Source organism: Streptomyces sp. NPDC043908, assembly GCF_056435525.1.
In genome coordinates this window covers 64166-78452 of sequence record NZ_JBWKEI010000021.1, presented here as the reverse complement: position 1 = coordinate 78452, position 14287 = coordinate 64166, and the positions used below count along the sequence as shown (strand labels likewise).

Here is a 14287-nt window from a genome sequence, read left to right as displayed (position 1 = left end):
CTGCCCCGGCGCGGGCGTCACGGCTTCTGGAAGCCCGCGTCCCCAAGGATCTTCTGCGCCTCCGGGCCGCTGAGCCACCGCACGAAGGCGTCTGCCGCGGTGGCGTTCCGGGTGGACTTCAAGGTGGCGGCGGGGTACTGGGCGACCGCGTTCTGGGCGTCCGGGATCTCCACGGCGTCGACCTTGCCGGAGGCCGGGGCCGAGACCGCGTCCGTGCGGTAGACGATGCCCGCGTCGGCCTCGCCGAGTTCGACCTTGGTCAGGACGGCCCGGACGTTCGGCTCCTGCGAGACCGGCCTGACCGTGATCTTCTGCGCCTTCAGGACCTTCTCGCTGTAACGCCCGACCGGCACCTCGGGCGCCGCTAGCACGACCTTCAGCCCGGTGTCGGCCAGGTCCTTCAGCGCGCCGATCTTCTTCGGGTTGCCCTTGCCGGTCGCGATGACGAGCCGGTTCCTGGCGATGACGGTCGGGGCGCCGGTGTCCCCCTTGAGGCCGTCCATGGTCCTGGTGTCGGCGGTGACCAGGGCGTCGGCGGGGGCGCCCTGCCTGACCTGGGCGGCGAGTTCCTGCGACCCGGCGAAGGAGAAGGTCACGCGGGTGCCCGGGTGCTCCTTCTCGTACGCGGCGCCCGCCTGCTTGAACACGTCGGTGAGCGAGGCGGCGGCGAGGACGGTCAGCTTCGCCGCGGACGTCTCGGCGGCGCCGGGATCGCTCGTGCCGCCGTCCTTGCCGCAGGCGGCGAGGGGGACGAGCAGGGCGGCGGCGAGGACGGCGGCCGCGGCCCGGCGGCGGGTGCGGAAGGGGGCCATGGGACGAACTCCTTCGGTGTCGAGCCGCGCCGGTGACGGCGACGCCGCTGGGAGACGGACGTGCGGGGATATCGGCGGATGTGCACGGACGCGCAGGCGCGTACGAGCGGGTGGCTAGACGCGGTCGATGTGCACGCTGGTCGACTTCACGCGGGCGGTGGCCTCCACGCCGACCTCCAGCCCCAGCTCCTCGACGGCCTCCCGGGTGAGCAGCGAGACCAGCCGGTGGGGTCCGGCCTGGATCTCGACCTGGGCGGCGACGTCGCCGAGTTTCACGGCGGTGACGATGCCGGGGAAGGCGTTGCGGGCGGAGGTGTACGGGGCGTCGTCCTCGCCGGTGCCGCTCTGGGCGACCTCGACGGAGAACGCGGCCAGGTCGCGGCCGTCGATGACGCGGCGGCCGCTGTCGTCGCGGTGGGTGGCGAGGCGCCCCGCGTCCGCCCAGCGCCGGGCGGTGTCGGGACTGACCCCGAGCAGACGGGCGGCCCGGCCGATCGTGTAGGACTGCATGTGCGACAAGATAGGCCAGTTCAGGTCGCGGATACAGAGGCTTTGGGGCTATCTACGGCGCAGATGCGGCAGGGGATGGAGGAAGCTCCAGGGGAGTTTCCGGGGCGCGCGGAAGCGGGCGCGCGCGGCGCCCGACGCCGTACGGCGTCCGAGAGAGGGACTAGCGGGGGCCGGCGGTGCCGCTCACGGCCACACCAGGCAATAAGGCTGATGCCCCGCCTCGTGCAGCCGTACCGAGAAGTCCTGCCACTCGTGGAGCAGCTGGTAGACGTTGAAGGCGTCGCGCGGGCCGCCGCGGTCCGGGACCGTGGACCAGATGAAGGCCGCCGCGCCCACCGTCTCCTCGCCGACGCCCCGCAGCGGGTCCACCACCGTCATCGGGAGCTTGACCACCGCGTAGTCGGGGTGGAGGACGACCAGTTCCAGCGGGGGGACCTTGTGCAGCGGTATGCCCTGGATGCCCGTGAGGACCATCGCCGCGACGGTCTCCGGCTTGATCTTGGTGAACATGCCGCCCATGCCGAGCTCGTCGCCGCCGAGCTCCTCGGGGCGCATCGAGATGGGCACCCGGGCCGCGGTGGCTCCGTCGGGCGCGCCGAAGTACTTGTAGGTCACCCCCACTCGGCCACTCCCGTTTCCCGGAACCGTGACGCGGTCGATGCGTTCGATCCGTTCGACCCGTTCCTCCGCGTCGCGCCGGTGCCGTCCCCGCCGACGGGCGCGGTCGGGACCCCGGTCATCGGTCCCCTCGCCCAGTCCGCCACCGCGATGCATATCTTTCACCCGATTGCTTGTAGCCCGACTGCTTTGTAGACGGCGCGACCCCCGCCGCGCAACCCGATCATCGTGTCAGTGACCTCCCCCACCGGGGTGCGGTGAAACACCTGTCCGCAAGAACGTCCGGGCCTCTGCCACCATGGCTGTGTGAGCTATCCGTACGAATACGACGCCCCAGTTTCGCAGACGCTATTCGACCGCGCGTCCCTTGTGACGCCCGGCGGCGTGAACTCCCCCGTCCGTGCCTTCCGCGCCGTGGGCGGTACGCCCCGGTTCATGGTGTCGGGTACGGGGCCCTATCTGACCGACGCCGACGGGCGCGAGTACGTCGACCTGGTGTGTTCGTGGGGTCCGATGATCCTCGGCCACGCGCACCCCGAGGTGGTCGGGGCCGTGCAGGCCGCGGTCGCGCGCGGCACCTCCTTCGGTACACCGGGGGAGGGCGAGGTCGCGCTCGCCGAGGAGATCGTCGAGCGGATCGAGCCCGTCGAGCAGGTCCGCCTGGTGTCGTCCGGCACCGAGGCGACCATGTCCGCGATCCGGCTCGCCCGCGGCTTCACCGGCCGCGCCAAGGTGATCAAGTTCGCCGGTTGCTACCACGGTCATGTCGACGCGCTGCTGGCCGCCGCCGGTTCCGGTCTGGCCACGTTCGCCCTGCCGGACACCCCGGGCGTCACCGGCGCCCAGGCCGGCGACACGATCGTCCTGCCCTACAACGACCTGGACGCGGTGCACGCGGCCTTCCACGCCCACCCGGGCGAGATCGCCTGTGTGATCACCGAGGCCTCGCCCGGCAACATGGGCGTCGTCCCGCCCGCCGAGGGCTTCAACGCGGGGCTCAAGGCCGCCTGCGCCAAGAACGGCGCGCTCTTCATCTCCGACGAGGTGATGACCGGCTTCCGCACCAGCAGGGCGGGCTGGTACGGCGTCGACGGCGTGAAGCCGGACCTGATGACCTTCGGCAAGGTCATGGGCGGCGGCTTCCCGGCCGCGGCCTTCGGCGGGCGCGCGGACGTGATGGCCCACCTCGCCCCGGCCGGCCCCGTCTATCAGGCGGGCACCCTCTCCGGGAACCCGGTCGCCACCGCCGCGGGCCTCGCCCAGCTGCGGCTGCTCGACGACGCCGCGTACGAGAAGGTCGACGCGGTGTCGAAGGAGATCCAGGGACTGGTGACGGAGGCGCTCACCAAGGAGGGCGTCGCCCACCGGCTCCAGACGGCGAGCAACATGTTCTCCGTCTTCTTCACCCCCGACGAGGTCCGCGACTACGAGGACGCGAAGAAGCAGGAAGCGTTCCGCTTCACCGCGTTCTTCCACGCGATGCTGGCGAACGGCGTCTACCTGCCGCCGTCCGCCTTCGAGTCCTGGTTCGTCTCGACCGCCCACGACGAGCGCGCGATCGAGCGCGTCGCGGCCGCGCTGCCCGCCGCCGCCCGTGCCGCCGCGGAGGCCACCGCATGAGTGACAGCACCCACGACAGCGAGTTCACCGTCGTGCACCTGATGCGCCACGGCGAGGTGCACAACCCCGACGGCGTGCTCTACGGCCGCCGCTCCGGTTTCCACCTCTCCGAGCTCGGCCGGCAGATGGCCGACCGGGTCGCGGAGCACCTGGCGGCGCGGGACATCACGCACGTCGCGGCGTCCCCGCTGGAGCGCGCCCAGGAGACGGCCACCCCGATCGCGAAGGCGCACGGGCTCGACCTCGGCACGGACGCGCGGCTGATCGAGGCGGGCAACGTCTTCGAGGGCAAGACGTTCGGCGTCGGCGACGGCGCCCTGCGCAAGCCCGCGAACTGGAAGCACCTCACCAACCCGTTCCGCCCGTCCTGGGGCGAGCCGTACGTCGAGCAGGTCGTGCGGATGATGGGCGCCCTGGACGCCGCCCGCGACGCGGCCCGCGGCCACGAGGCGGTGCTGGTGAGCCATCAGCTGCCGATCTGGACCGTGCGTTCGTTCGTGGAGCGGCGGCGGCTGTGGCACGACCCGCGCAAGCGGCAGTGCACGCTCGCCTCGCTCACCTCGTTCACGTACCGCGGCGACAAGATCGTCTCGGTGGGCTACAGCGAGCCCGCCCGCGACCTGGTCCCGGCGCACCTGCTGGCGGGTGCCAAGCCGGCGAAGGGGAAGTCGAAGGGGTTCGGGGCGTAGGGCTTCGGCCCCCGGGGGCTGTTTTCTGGCTGCGGGCCGGTGGGGGCCGGGCGCGCGGTTCCCCGCGCCCCTGGGTGTCCGGGGGTGCGGGGGGACGGCTGGCGGGCGGGAGCAACGTCCCTTTCCCGTCCCGTCCCCTCGTCGCGCTGCGTGCAGCGGAATTGACGAAGCGTACGATTTGCGAAGTTTTGTGCGACTGTGCGGAACCATCGTGGGCCCATGGGCATCTCATCTGATGTCCACAGGGGCTGTGGCCGGTGTGGACACCGGGGACGACGATGCGATGGGGACGAACGGTATGCGTGGGATCAGTCGAAGGGGAATGCTCGGGCTGGGACTGGGGGCCGCGGCCGCGGTCGGTGTGGCCGGTTGCGGTGGCGGTGACGGCTCGGACAGCGGCAAGGCCGGCACCGGGAACGGCAACGGCAAGGGCACCCAGGGCTCCGGCAAGAAGCCGGACGCCAAGCTCATCGGCGACGGCTCCACCGCCGACACCGGCAAGCAGCCGCACCAGCCCCCCAAGCCCGTCCCCCTCGAACCCGGTCAGACCCCGCCGCAGTTCGTGGTCTTCTCCTGGGACGGCGCCGGCGAGGTCGGCAACGGCCTCTTCCCGCGCTTCCTCGACCTCGCCAAGGACCACGGCGCGTCGATGACCTTCTTCCTCTCCGGGCTCTATCTGCTGCCCGAGTCCAAGAAGCGGCTCTACCACCCGCCGAACAACAAGGTCGGCGCCTCGGACATCGGCTACCTCAGCGACGACCACATCAAGGCGACGCTGACCAACGTGCGCCGGGCCTGGAACGAGGGCCACGAGATAGGCACGCACTTCAACGGGCACTTCTGCTCCGGCCGCGGCGACGTCGCCAACTGGACCCCGGCCCAGTGGCAGAGCGAGATCGACCAGGCCATGTCGTTCGTCACCAACTGGAAGACGAACACCGGCTGGACCGACGAGGCCCCGCTGCCGTTCGACTACAAGCGCGAGCTCATCGGCGGGCGCACCCCCTGCCTGCGCGGCCAGGACCACCTGCTGCCCACCGCGCAGAAGCTCGGCTGGCGCTACGACGCCTCCTCGCCCGGCGGCACCCAGGTCTGGCCGGTCAAGCGCCACGGCCTGTGGGACCTGCCGCTCCAGGCGATCCCGTTCCCCGGGCACTCCTTCGAGGTGCTGTCGATGGACTACAACATCCTCGCCAACCAGTCGAAGAACTCCACCAAGGCGCCGCCGGCGAACTACCCGGGCTGGCGCAAGCAGGCCACCCAGGCGTACCTCAAGGGCTTCACCCGCGCCTACGAGACCAACCGGGCGCCCTTCTACATAGGCAACCACTTCGAGCAGTGGAACGGCGGCATCTACATGGACGCCGTCGAGGAGGCGCTCAAGGGGATGGCCGGGAAGAAGGACGTACGCCTGGTCTCCTTCCGGCAGTACTGCGACTGGCTCGACGTCCAGGACCCCAAGGTCCTCGCCAAGCTGCGGACGCTGGGCGTCGGCGAGAAGCCCGCCGGCGGCTGGAACGCGTTCCTCCAGCAGGCGTGAGGACGCGGCGGGGCGGCTTTTTAGGCGGCCTTGACAAGGGTCTTTACGGGCACCCAGGGGGGTGCCCAAGATCCCCCAAACGGTCATGCGAAACTTTTCACATGTCCGTGAGTCCTGCCCTTCCACGCCGCCGCGCCTTCCTGCTGGTCACGGCAGTCGCGGCCGCCGGTGCGCTGACCCTCACCTCGTGCGGCTCCGGAGGTACGTCCGGCGGCTCGGGCGACACCAAGTTCGTCACCGGCACCGGCGGCATCTCCACCGTCGCCAAGAGCGGCCGGCACGCCGCGCCCAAGCTGTCCGGCGAGACCGTCGACGGCAAGCGGCTCGACGTCGCCGACCTCAAGGGCAAGGTCGTCGTGCTGAACGTCTGGGGCTCGTGGTGCGCGCCCTGCCGGGCCGAGGCGCCCTACCTCAGCAAGGTCGCCAAGGAGACCCGGGCCAAGGGCGTCGAGTTCGTGGGGATAAACACCCGCGACACGGACAAGGGCCCGGCTGTCGCGTTCGAGAAGCAGTTCGAGGCGGACTACCCGAGCCTGTACGACCCGATCGGCAAGCTCATTCTGCGCTTTCCCAAGGGGAGCCTGAATCCGCAGGCCATCCCCTCGACGATCGTGCTCGACCGGGACGGGAAGATCGCGGCCCGGGCGCTGATGGCGCTCGACGACAAGAAGCTCCACCAGATGATCGACCCGCTGATCGCGGAGAAGTGATGTCGTGGACGCGACCCTGACCGTGACCGCCGCGCACCCGGCTCTGGCCGCCGCCCAGTCGACGCCCGGCGTGAACGACACGGTCCTCAGCGGTGCCCTGCTCGTCGCTCTCCCGGTGGCCGTGCTCGGCGGGCTGATCTCCTTCTTCTCGCCCTGCGTCCTGCCGCTGGTGCCCGGCTACCTCAGTTACGTGACGGGCGTCACCGGCACCGACCTCGCCGAGGCCAGGCGCGGCCGGATGGTCGCCGGGGCGAGCCTGTTCGTCCTCGGGTTCACCGCCGTCTTCGTCTCCGGCGGGGCCCTGTTCGGCTTCTTCGGCCAGACGCTCCAGGACTACAACGGCACGCTCTCCAAGATCCTGGGCGTGCTGATGATCCTCATGGGCGTCTTCTTCATGGGCCTGATGCCCTGGCTCACCCAGCGCGAGTTCCGGTTCCACAAGCGGCCGGTGACCGGGCTCGCGGGGGCGCCGGTGCTGGGCGCGCTCTTCGGCGTCGGCTGGACGCCGTGTCTGGGCCCGACGCTCACCTCGGTGAACGTCCTGGCGATGGACCAGGCGAGTGCGGGCCGCGGGGCCATACTGACCGTCGCCTACTGCGTCGGTCTCGGACTGCCGTTCGTGCTGGCGGCGGTCGCCTTCCGCAAGGCCCTCGGCGCCTTCGGCTGGGTGAAGCGGCACTACGCGTGGGTGATGCGCACCGGAGGCGTGATGATGATCGCGACCGGTCTGCTGCTGCTCACCGGGGCCTGGGCGGAGCTCATCCAGCAGGTGCAGGTGTGGTCCAACGGCTTCCAGGTGGGTGTCTGAACATGAGCAAGACCGAAGCGGCCCCCGAAGAGGCGCCGCGGACGGCGGCGGAACGCTCCGCCGAAGAGCGGGACCTCGGCGCGGCCGGCTCCCAGCTCTCCACGGCTCCGGCCGAGGACCTCTCGAACGGCCCCGTCGGCATCGGTGTGCTCGGCTGGGTGCGCTGGTTCTGGCGCCAGCTGACCTCGATGCGGGTCGCGCTCGTCCTGCTGCTGCTGCTCTCCCTCGGCTCGATCCCCGGCTCGCTGATCCCGCAGACCAATGTGGACGAGCTGAAGGTCGCCGACTTCCAGAAGCGGCACGACACGATCTCGCCGCTGTACGAGAAGCTCGGCATGTTCCACGTGTACAGCTCGGTGTGGTTCTCCGCGATCTACATCCTGCTGTTCGTCTCCCTGATCGGCTGCATCGTCCCGCGCACCTGGCAGTTCATCGGCCAGCTGCGCGGCCGCCCGCCGGCCGCGCCCCGGCTGCTGACCCGGCTGCCCGCGTACACCACCTGGCGCACCGAGGCCGAGCCCGAGCAGGTGCGCGAGGCCGCGGCGGCGATGCTGCGCAAGCGCCGCTTCCGTACGCACGTGGTGGGCGACGCGGTCGCCGCGGAGAAGGGCTACCTCCGCGAGGCCGGGAACCTGATCTTCCATGTCTCGCTGATCCTGATCCTGGTGGCGTTCGCCGTCGGCCAGCTCTTCAAGTCCGAGGGCGGCAAGCTGATCGTCCAGGGCGACGGGTTCTCCAACACCCTCACCCAGTACGACGACTTCAAGTCCGGTTCGCTCTTCAAGACGGACGACCTCGCCCCCTTCAGCTTCACCCTGGACCGGTTCGACGCCACGTACGAGCGCAGCGGACCCAACCGCGGCACCGCCCGCGAGTTCACCGCGCACGTCACCTACTCCGAGGGCGCCGACGGCAAGCCGCGGAAGAAGGCCATCGAGGTCAACAAGCCGCTGGTGGTGGACGGCTCCAAGGTCTACCTCCTGGCCCACGGCTACGCGCCGACCGTCACCGTCAAGGACGGCCGCGGCAAGGTCGTCTTCCACGGCGCGGTGCCGCTGCTGCCCATCGACAACAACATCTCCTCCAGCGGCGCCATCAAGGTGTACGACGGCTACACCGACGCCAAGGGCAAGTGGGACCAGCTCGGCTTCGCCGCGTTCTTCGTGCCGACCTACGGCGGCAAGGGCAACGGGACGATGTTCTCCCAGTTCCCGGCGCTGGACTTCCCCGTCCTCAACGTCGGCGCGTACCACGGCAGCCTCGGGGTCAACTCCGGGCTGCCGCAGAACGTGTACCAGCTCGACACCGACAAGATGAAGCCGTTCAAGGACGACCAGGGCAAGGTCCTCAAGAAGACCCTGCTGCCGGGCGAGACGCTGGAGCTTCCCGAGGGCGCCGGGTCGATCACCTTCGACAAGGACATCAAGCAGTGGGCGAGCTTCCAGATCTCCCAGCAGCCGGGCAACGACCTGGCCCTGACCGGATCGGCCCTGGCCATCGCGGGCCTGGCCGGATCGCTGTTCATCCAGCGGCGCCGGGTATGGGTCCGCGCCGTGCCCGGTAAGGACGGCGTCACCGTCGTCGAGATGGCGGGGCTTGGGCGGAGCGAGTCCGCGAAGCTCCCCGAGGAGCTGGCCGATCTCGCGGTCACGCTCATCCCGCGGGCGCCGACCGCGCCCGATCCCGCACCTGAACCCGCCGGGGACCAGGTGGCAGAACCCGCCGAAGCCGAAGGGGCCGAGAAGTGATCCTCGCCGCCACGACCAACGAGAGCCTGGCGCACACCAGCAACTACCTGATCTATTCGGCGATGGCGGTCTATCTGCTGGCCTTCTTCGCGCACATGGCCGAGTGGATCCTCGGCAGCCGCAGCAAGGTCGCCCGCACCGCGGCGGCCCTGACCGCCGACGCCGCCGGGCAGGACGGCGCGGGCACGGTCAAGGTGCGGGTCGCCAAGAAGGGCGGCGGCACCGCCGTCCTGGAGCGGCCCAAGGTCGTCACCCGCTCCTCCGCCGGCAACCGTGACGTGCCGGACGGGCCCGGCGCGGCGGCCGGCGACGTGAAGGGCGACCTCTACGGCCGTATCGCCGTGTCCTTCACGGTCCTCGCCTTCCTCGTCGAGGCCGGCGGGGTGCTCACCCGCGCGCTGTCCGTCCAGCGGGCGCCGTGGGGCAACATGTACGAGTTCAACATCACCTTCTCCACGGTCGCCGTGGGCGTGTACGTCACGCTCCTGGTGCTGAAGAAGAACGTGCGCTGGCTCGGCCTGCCGCTGGTCACCTCGGTCCTCCTCGACCTCGGCCTCGCGGTCACGGTCCTCTACACCGCCAGCGACCAGCTGGTGCCGGCCCTGCACTCGTACTGGCTGTGGATCCACGTCTCCACCGCGATCTTCTGCGGCGCGGTCTTCTACGTGGGCGCCGTCGCCACCGTGCTCTACCTCTTCCGCGACCGCTACGAGGCGAAGCTGGCCGAGGGCGGCAAGCCCGGCAGCTTCGCCACCTCGGTCCTGGAGCGGCTGCCCGCCGCGGCCTCGCTGGACAAGTTCGCCTACCGGGTCAACGCGGCGGTCTTCCCGCTCTGGACGTTCACGATCATCGCGGGCGCGATCTGGGCCGGCGACGCGTGGGGCCGCTACTGGGGCTGGGACCCCAAGGAGGTCTGGTCCTTCATCACCTGGGTCGCGTACGCCGGCTACCTGCACGCGCGCGCCACGGCCGGCTGGAAGGGCCGCAAGGCCGCCACGCTGGCGCTGCTGGCCTTCGGCTGCTGGCTCTTCAACTACTACGGCGTCAACATCTTCGTGAACGGCAAGCACTCGTACGCGGGCGTGTAGCCCCCGTATCCGGTGTGCGCGGGCGCGGCGCGCCCGTTCGGGTGACACTGGTGCCATGACGGATGATGTGATCCCTCATGGCACCAGTGAGCCCCACGACGACGCCTGGCTGCTCCGCTACGAGCTGCGCCTGCCCCACCCGCCGGAGGCGGTCTGGGAGGCCGTGGCCACCCCCGAGGGACTGCCCGGCTGGCTGTGCGCGGCCGATGTCCTGGAGCCCCGGCTCGGCGGCGCGGTGACGCTGCGCTGGCTGAACGCGGGGCCGGAGGGGATCCACCACGGCCATGTCACGGCGTGGGACACCGACCGGGTCGCCGAGTACACGGTGGACCTGCACGGTCGGGTCCGCTTCCACCTGGAGGCCGCGGGACCCTCGGCCACGGTGCTGCGCTTCACCAACGAGTTCCCCGGCGACGACGCCCTGCGCCTGGACTGCCTGGCAGGCTGGCACAACCACTTCGAGTTCCTGGGCGAGGCCCTGCGGGGGCGCCCGAAGGACTGGTCGACGTGGTCACCGGGGCGGTGGACGGAGCTCCGCAAGGAGTACGCGGACGCGTAGGCCCGGTCCGCGCCGCCGGAAGGGGGCCTGCTCCCGCCCCTCCGGGACCTGCTCCCGCCCTCCTGGGCCCTACTCCCGCCCCTCCGGGTCCTCCTTCGGCTTCGGCCGGTTCAGGCCCGCCAGGAAGTCCGGGTTGTCGTCCGGGGCCGTCCAGCCGCCCCGGTGTCCGGCCACGCGGCGCGGGCGGCCCGCGAAGAACCAGGCGACCGGTCCGAGCAGCACCTCGCCGAAGAGCAGGATCACGATGACCCACACCACCTTCGGCAGGCCGCGGACCTCCTCCTCCGGGGTGTTCAGGCAGTCGATGAAGGCGTAGATCCACAGCGCCAGGACCAGCAGGAACGGCAGATACCTGAGCATGTTCGGGTGGTCCCCCCAGGGAACGGCGGCGGGGTGTGTGGCAGCCCCGGTGACGGGCCCAGGGTAACCGGTGCCCGATACTTGACCCCATGGCTTATGACGATCTTCGCTCGCTCCTGAGGGCGCTGGAGCGTGAGGGCGACCTCATCCGCATCAAGGCCGAAGTCGACCCGTACCTGGAGGTCGGGGAGATCGTCGACCGTGTCAACAAGGCCGGCGGCCCCGCGCTCCTCTTCGAGAACGTCAAGGGCGCGGCCATGCCGCTGGCCATGAACGTGTACGGCACCGACCGGCGTCTGCTCAAGGCGCTCGGCCTCGCCTCGTACGACGAGATCAGCGAGAAGATCGGCGGGCTGCTCAAGCCCGAGCTGCCGCACGGCTTCGTCGGGGTGCGCGAGGCGTTCGGCAAGCTCGGCTCGATGGTCCACGTCCCGCCGAAGAAGGTGAAGGACGCCCCGGTCCAGGAGGTGGTCCTGACCGGCGACGACGTCGACCTCGACCGGCTTCCGGCGCTGTTCACCTGGCCGGAGGACGGCGGCTCCTTCTTCAACCTGGGCCTCACCCACACCAAGCACCCCGAGACGGGCGTGCGCAACCTCGGGCTCTACCGCCTCCAGCGCCACGACAAGCGCACCATCGGGATGCACTGGCAGATCCACAAGGACAGCCGCAACCACTACGCGGTGGCCGCCCGGCGCGGTGAGCGGCTGCCCGTCGCCATCGCCTTCGGCTGTCCGCCGGCCGTCACGTACGCCTCGACCGCGCCGCTGCCGGGCGACATGGACGAGTACATGCTCGCCGGGTTCATCCAGGGCAAGCGCGTGGAGATGGTCGACTGCAAGACCGTGCCGCTCCAGGTCCCGGCCAACGCCGAGGTCGTCATCGAGGGGTGGCTGGAGCCCGGCGAGATGCTCCCCGAGGGCCCGTTCGGCGACCACACCGGCTTCTACACGCCGCAGGAGCCGTTCCCCGCGCTCACCATCGACTGCGTGACCATGCGCCGGCGCCCGCTGCTCCAGTCCATCGTCGTGGGCCGCCCGCCCACCGAGGACGGGCCGCTGGGCCGCGCCACCGAGCGGTTCTTCCTGCCGCTCCTGAAGGTCATCGTGCCGGACATCGTCGACTACCACCTGCCGGAGTCCGGCGGCTTCCACAACTGCGCGATCGTCTCGATCGAGAAGAAGTACCCCAAGCACGCGCAGAAGGTGATGCACGCGATCTGGGGGGCGCACATGATGTCGCTCACCAAGCTCATCGTGGTCGTCGACGCCGACTGCGACGTCCACAACCTGCACGAGGTGTCCTGGCGGGCGCTGGGCAACACCGACTACGCCCGCGACCTCACCGTCGTCGAGGGGCCGGTCGACCACCTCGACCACGCCTCGTACCAGCAGTTCTGGGGCGGCAAGGCGGGCATCGACGCGACCGCGAAGTGGCCCGAGGAGGGCTACACCCGCGACGGCGGCTGGCCGCACATGGTCGAGTCGGACCCGGAGACAGCCGAACGGGTGACCCGACGGTGGAAGGAGTACGGACTGTGAGCGCCTCCGCCGCCGCCGTCCCGCAGCCCGGCCGGACCAGAGCCTTCCTGCGGCTGGTCATGATCGAGCACTCGGTCTTCGCGCTGCCCTTCGCCTACATCGCCGCCCTGACCGCGATGTTCCGCCTGGACGGGGACATCCACTGGATCAAGCTGCTGCTGGTCACCGTCGCCATGGTGGGGCTGCGCACCTTCGCGATGGCCTGCAACCGGATCATCGACCGCGAGCTCGACGCCCGCAATCCGCGCACGGCCCAGCGGGAACTGGTCACCGGTGCCGTGTCGGTGCGCTCGGCCTGGACCGGCGCGCTGATCGCCCTGGTCGTCTTCCTGGGCGCCGCCGGACTGCTCAACCCGCTCTGCCTGGCCCTCGCCCCCATCGCGGTGATCCCGATGGTGGTCTATCCGTACGGCAAGAGGTTCACCAACTTCCCGCAGGCGATCCTCGGCCTCGCCCAGGCCATGGGGCCGGTGGGCGGCTGGCTCGCGATCACCGGGGAGTGGTCGTGGCACGCGGTGGTCCTGGGGCTTGCGGTCGGCGTCTGGATCGGCGGCTTCGACCTGATCTACGCCAGCCAGGACGTGGAGTCCGACCGCGAGTGCGGCGTGCTGTCGGTGCCCGCCCGGTTCGGCGTGCCGAACGCGATCCGGGGCGCGCGCGCCTGCCACGCCGTCACCACGGCGCTGCTCGTCTGGTACGCGGTGGCGACCGGCGCCGGGGTCTTCTTCTGGACCGGGCTGGTGATCGTGGCCGGGGCGTTCGTCTACGAGCACACGATCGTCAAGCCGCACGACCTGTCCCGACTCAACCGGGCGTTCTTCACCACCAACGGTTTCATCGGGATCTCGCTCTTCGTCTGCGCGCTCCTCGATCTGCTGGTGCGCGGGCTCTCGGTGTGACGGTTCCCGCCCCCGGGTGGCCGGATAGGCTCGGACGCGTGGAGCAGGTGAACGTACACAGTCAGCGAGAGGCGCCGCGGCCGCGCACGCCCTGGGTCGTCGGGGTCTCCGGCGCGTCCGGGACGCCGTACGCGGCGGCCGTGCTGCGCGGGCTGCTCGCGGCGGGGGAGAGCGTGGACCTGGTGGTCTCGCGGGCCTCGCGGCTCACCCTGCTCGACGAGACGGGGATCGCCTTCCGTGACGCGCACTGGCGCGAGGACCTCGCGGCGTGGCTGGCGCGGGGCGCGGACGGCAAGCCCGGGACCTTCGGCGTGGACGAGGCGTCGCTGGAGCGGGTACGGCACTGGAGCGCCGGGGACCTCGGCGCGGGGCCGTCGTCCGGCTCGTATCCGGTCCGGGGGATGCTGATCGTGCCGGCCAGCACGGCGTGTGTGGCGGGGGTGGCGCTGGGGCTGTCGAAGGACCTGTTGCAGCGGGCCGCGAGCGTGACGCTCAAGGAACGGCGCCCGCTGGTGGTCGCGGTGCGCGAGACGCCCCTGAACGGCCAGACCCTCCGGCACCTGGTGACGCTGGACGAGGCGGGAGCCGTGGTGCTGCCCGCCTCGCCGGCTTTCTACGCGGGGGCGACGCACATCCAGGACCTGGTGGACTTCGTCGCCGGGCGCGTGCTGGACGCGGCCGGTGTGCCGCACGGCCTGTACCGGCGGTGGGAGGGGGAGCTCGGGGGAGGCTCTCGTCCCGGCTAGCGCTGCCGGACGGCGCATTCGCACGTCTTGCTCAATGAT

Annotated in this window: 15 protein-coding genes; 11 read left to right on the top strand and 4 right to left on the bottom strand. The window is 70.8% G+C overall.

The features are described 5' to 3' along the window. Positions 1–17: 17 nt before the first annotated feature. The 3 genes from modA to AC069K_RS32890 all read right to left on the bottom strand — a co-directional run bounded on the left by modA (position 18) and on the right by AC069K_RS32890 (position 2096). Positions 18–812, bottom strand: a complete 795-nt coding sequence (gene modA / locus AC069K_RS32900) for a molybdate ABC transporter substrate-binding protein (protein WP_478622246.1) — start codon at positions 810–812, stop codon at positions 18–20. A gap of 114 nt (positions 813–926) precedes the next feature. Beyond that, entirely contained in the window at positions 927–1322 is a 396-nt protein-coding gene (locus tag AC069K_RS32895) for a TOBE domain-containing protein (protein WP_365107382.1), read from the bottom strand. 183 nt (positions 1323–1505) lie between these two features. Then, positions 1506–2096: a hypothetical protein gene (locus AC069K_RS32890; RefSeq protein ID WP_358832726.1), complete on the bottom strand. Its 591-nt coding sequence runs from the start codon at positions 2094–2096 to the stop codon at positions 1506–1508. A gap of 150 nt (positions 2097–2246) precedes the next feature. Between AC069K_RS32890 and hemL the strand changes: the two genes are divergently transcribed. The 8 genes from hemL to AC069K_RS32850 all read left to right on the top strand — a co-directional run bounded on the left by hemL (position 2247) and on the right by AC069K_RS32850 (position 10702). Beyond that, the gene (hemL, locus tag AC069K_RS32885; protein ID WP_478622243.1) at positions 2247–3560 is read left to right on the top strand and encodes a glutamate-1-semialdehyde 2,1-aminomutase; all 1314 of its coding nucleotides are present in this window, start codon (positions 2247–2249) and stop codon (positions 3558–3560) included. Further along, positions 3557–4249: a histidine phosphatase family protein gene (locus tag AC069K_RS32880; protein ID WP_358832721.1), complete on the top strand. Its 693-nt coding sequence runs from the start codon at positions 3557–3559 to the stop codon at positions 4247–4249. The genes hemL and AC069K_RS32880 overlap by 4 nt, the downstream gene beginning before the upstream one ends. 298 nt (positions 4250–4547) lie before the next feature. After that, positions 4548–5789: a polysaccharide deacetylase family protein gene (locus AC069K_RS32875; protein ID WP_365107388.1), complete on the top strand. Its 1242-nt coding sequence runs from the start codon at positions 4548–4550 to the stop codon at positions 5787–5789. A 101-nt stretch (positions 5790–5890) separates the two neighbouring features. Then, positions 5891–6499 carry a TlpA family protein disulfide reductase gene (locus AC069K_RS32870; protein ID WP_358832719.1) on the top strand — a complete coding sequence of 203 codons (609 nt, stop codon included), beginning with the start codon at positions 5891–5893 and terminating at the stop codon, positions 6497–6499. A 43-nt stretch (positions 6500–6542) separates the two neighbouring features. After that, complete coding sequence (locus AC069K_RS32865) at positions 6543–7307, top strand: cytochrome c biogenesis CcdA family protein (protein ID WP_358832725.1); 765 nt, start codon at positions 6543–6545, stop codon at positions 7305–7307. A 2-nt stretch (positions 7308–7309) separates the two neighbouring features. Next, on the top strand, positions 7310–9055 hold the full coding sequence (gene resB / locus AC069K_RS32860; RefSeq protein ID WP_365107391.1) for a cytochrome c biogenesis protein ResB: 1746 nt from the start codon (positions 7310–7312) through the stop codon (positions 9053–9055). Then, positions 9052–10143, top strand: coding sequence for a c-type cytochrome biogenesis protein CcsB (gene ccsB / locus AC069K_RS32855; RefSeq protein WP_365107394.1), 1092 nt, complete (start codon positions 9052–9054; stop codon positions 10141–10143). Before resB ends, ccsB begins: the two co-directional genes overlap by 4 nt. Positions 10144–10198: 55 nt before the next feature. Further along, positions 10199–10702 carry an SRPBCC domain-containing protein gene (locus tag AC069K_RS32850; RefSeq protein WP_478622240.1) on the top strand — a complete coding sequence of 168 codons (504 nt, stop codon included), beginning with the start codon at positions 10199–10201 and terminating at the stop codon, positions 10700–10702. A gap of 69 nt (positions 10703–10771) precedes the next feature. Here the strand turns inward: AC069K_RS32850 and AC069K_RS32845 are convergent, their stop codons facing one another. Continuing rightward, on the bottom strand, positions 10772–11062 hold the full coding sequence (locus AC069K_RS32845) for a PLD nuclease N-terminal domain-containing protein (protein WP_365107399.1): 291 nt from the start codon (positions 11060–11062) through the stop codon (positions 10772–10774). A gap of 89 nt (positions 11063–11151) precedes the next feature. Between AC069K_RS32845 and AC069K_RS32840 the strand changes: the two genes are divergently transcribed. Genes AC069K_RS32840 through AC069K_RS32830 form a run of 3 tightly spaced genes read left to right on the top strand, consistent with a single transcriptional unit; the run spans position 11152 to position 14248 of the window. Continuing rightward, the gene (locus AC069K_RS32840; RefSeq protein WP_478622237.1) at positions 11152–12603 is read left to right on the top strand and encodes a menaquinone biosynthesis decarboxylase; all 1452 of its coding nucleotides are present in this window, start codon (positions 11152–11154) and stop codon (positions 12601–12603) included. Then, positions 12600–13502 (top strand): menaquinone biosynthesis prenyltransferase MqnP, encoded by a 903-nt coding sequence (gene mqnP, locus AC069K_RS32835; RefSeq protein WP_365107403.1) that lies wholly within the window; start codon positions 12600–12602, stop codon positions 13500–13502. The genes AC069K_RS32840 and mqnP overlap by 4 nt, the downstream gene beginning before the upstream one ends. A 38-nt stretch (positions 13503–13540) precedes the next feature. Then, on the top strand, positions 13541–14248 hold the full coding sequence (locus tag AC069K_RS32830) for a UbiX family flavin prenyltransferase (protein WP_358832712.1): 708 nt from the start codon (positions 13541–13543) through the stop codon (positions 14246–14248). Positions 14249–14287: the final 39 nt, after the last annotated feature.

What these genes read in the sequence shown, in the direction of transcription:
- modA (WP_478622246.1), bottom strand. Translation starts at nt 812, where the DNA reads ATGGCCCCCTTCCGCACCCGCCGCCGGGCCGCGGCCGCCGTCCTCGCC.
- AC069K_RS32895 (WP_365107382.1), bottom strand. Translation starts at nt 1,322, where the DNA reads ATGCAGTCCTACACGATCGGCCGGGCCGCCCGTCTGCTCGGGGTCAGT.
- AC069K_RS32890 (WP_358832726.1), bottom strand. Translation starts at nt 2,096, where the DNA reads ATGCATCGCGGTGGCGGACTGGGCGAGGGGACCGATGACCGGGGTCCC.
- AC069K_RS32880 (WP_358832721.1), top strand. Translation starts at nt 3,557, where the DNA reads ATGAGTGACAGCACCCACGACAGCGAGTTCACCGTCGTGCACCTGATG.
- AC069K_RS32875 (WP_365107388.1), top strand. Translation starts at nt 4,548, where the DNA reads ATGCGTGGGATCAGTCGAAGGGGAATGCTCGGGCTGGGACTGGGGGCC.
- AC069K_RS32870 (WP_358832719.1), top strand. Translation starts at nt 5,891, where the DNA reads ATGTCCGTGAGTCCTGCCCTTCCACGCCGCCGCGCCTTCCTGCTGGTC.
- resB (WP_365107391.1), top strand. Translation starts at nt 7,310, where the DNA reads ATGAGCAAGACCGAAGCGGCCCCCGAAGAGGCGCCGCGGACGGCGGCG.
- AC069K_RS32850 (WP_478622240.1), top strand. Translation starts at nt 10,199, where the DNA reads ATGACGGATGATGTGATCCCTCATGGCACCAGTGAGCCCCACGACGAC.
- AC069K_RS32845 (WP_365107399.1), bottom strand. Translation starts at nt 11,062, where the DNA reads ATGCTCAGGTATCTGCCGTTCCTGCTGGTCCTGGCGCTGTGGATCTAC.
- AC069K_RS32840 (WP_478622237.1), top strand. Translation starts at nt 11,152, where the DNA reads ATGGCTTATGACGATCTTCGCTCGCTCCTGAGGGCGCTGGAGCGTGAG.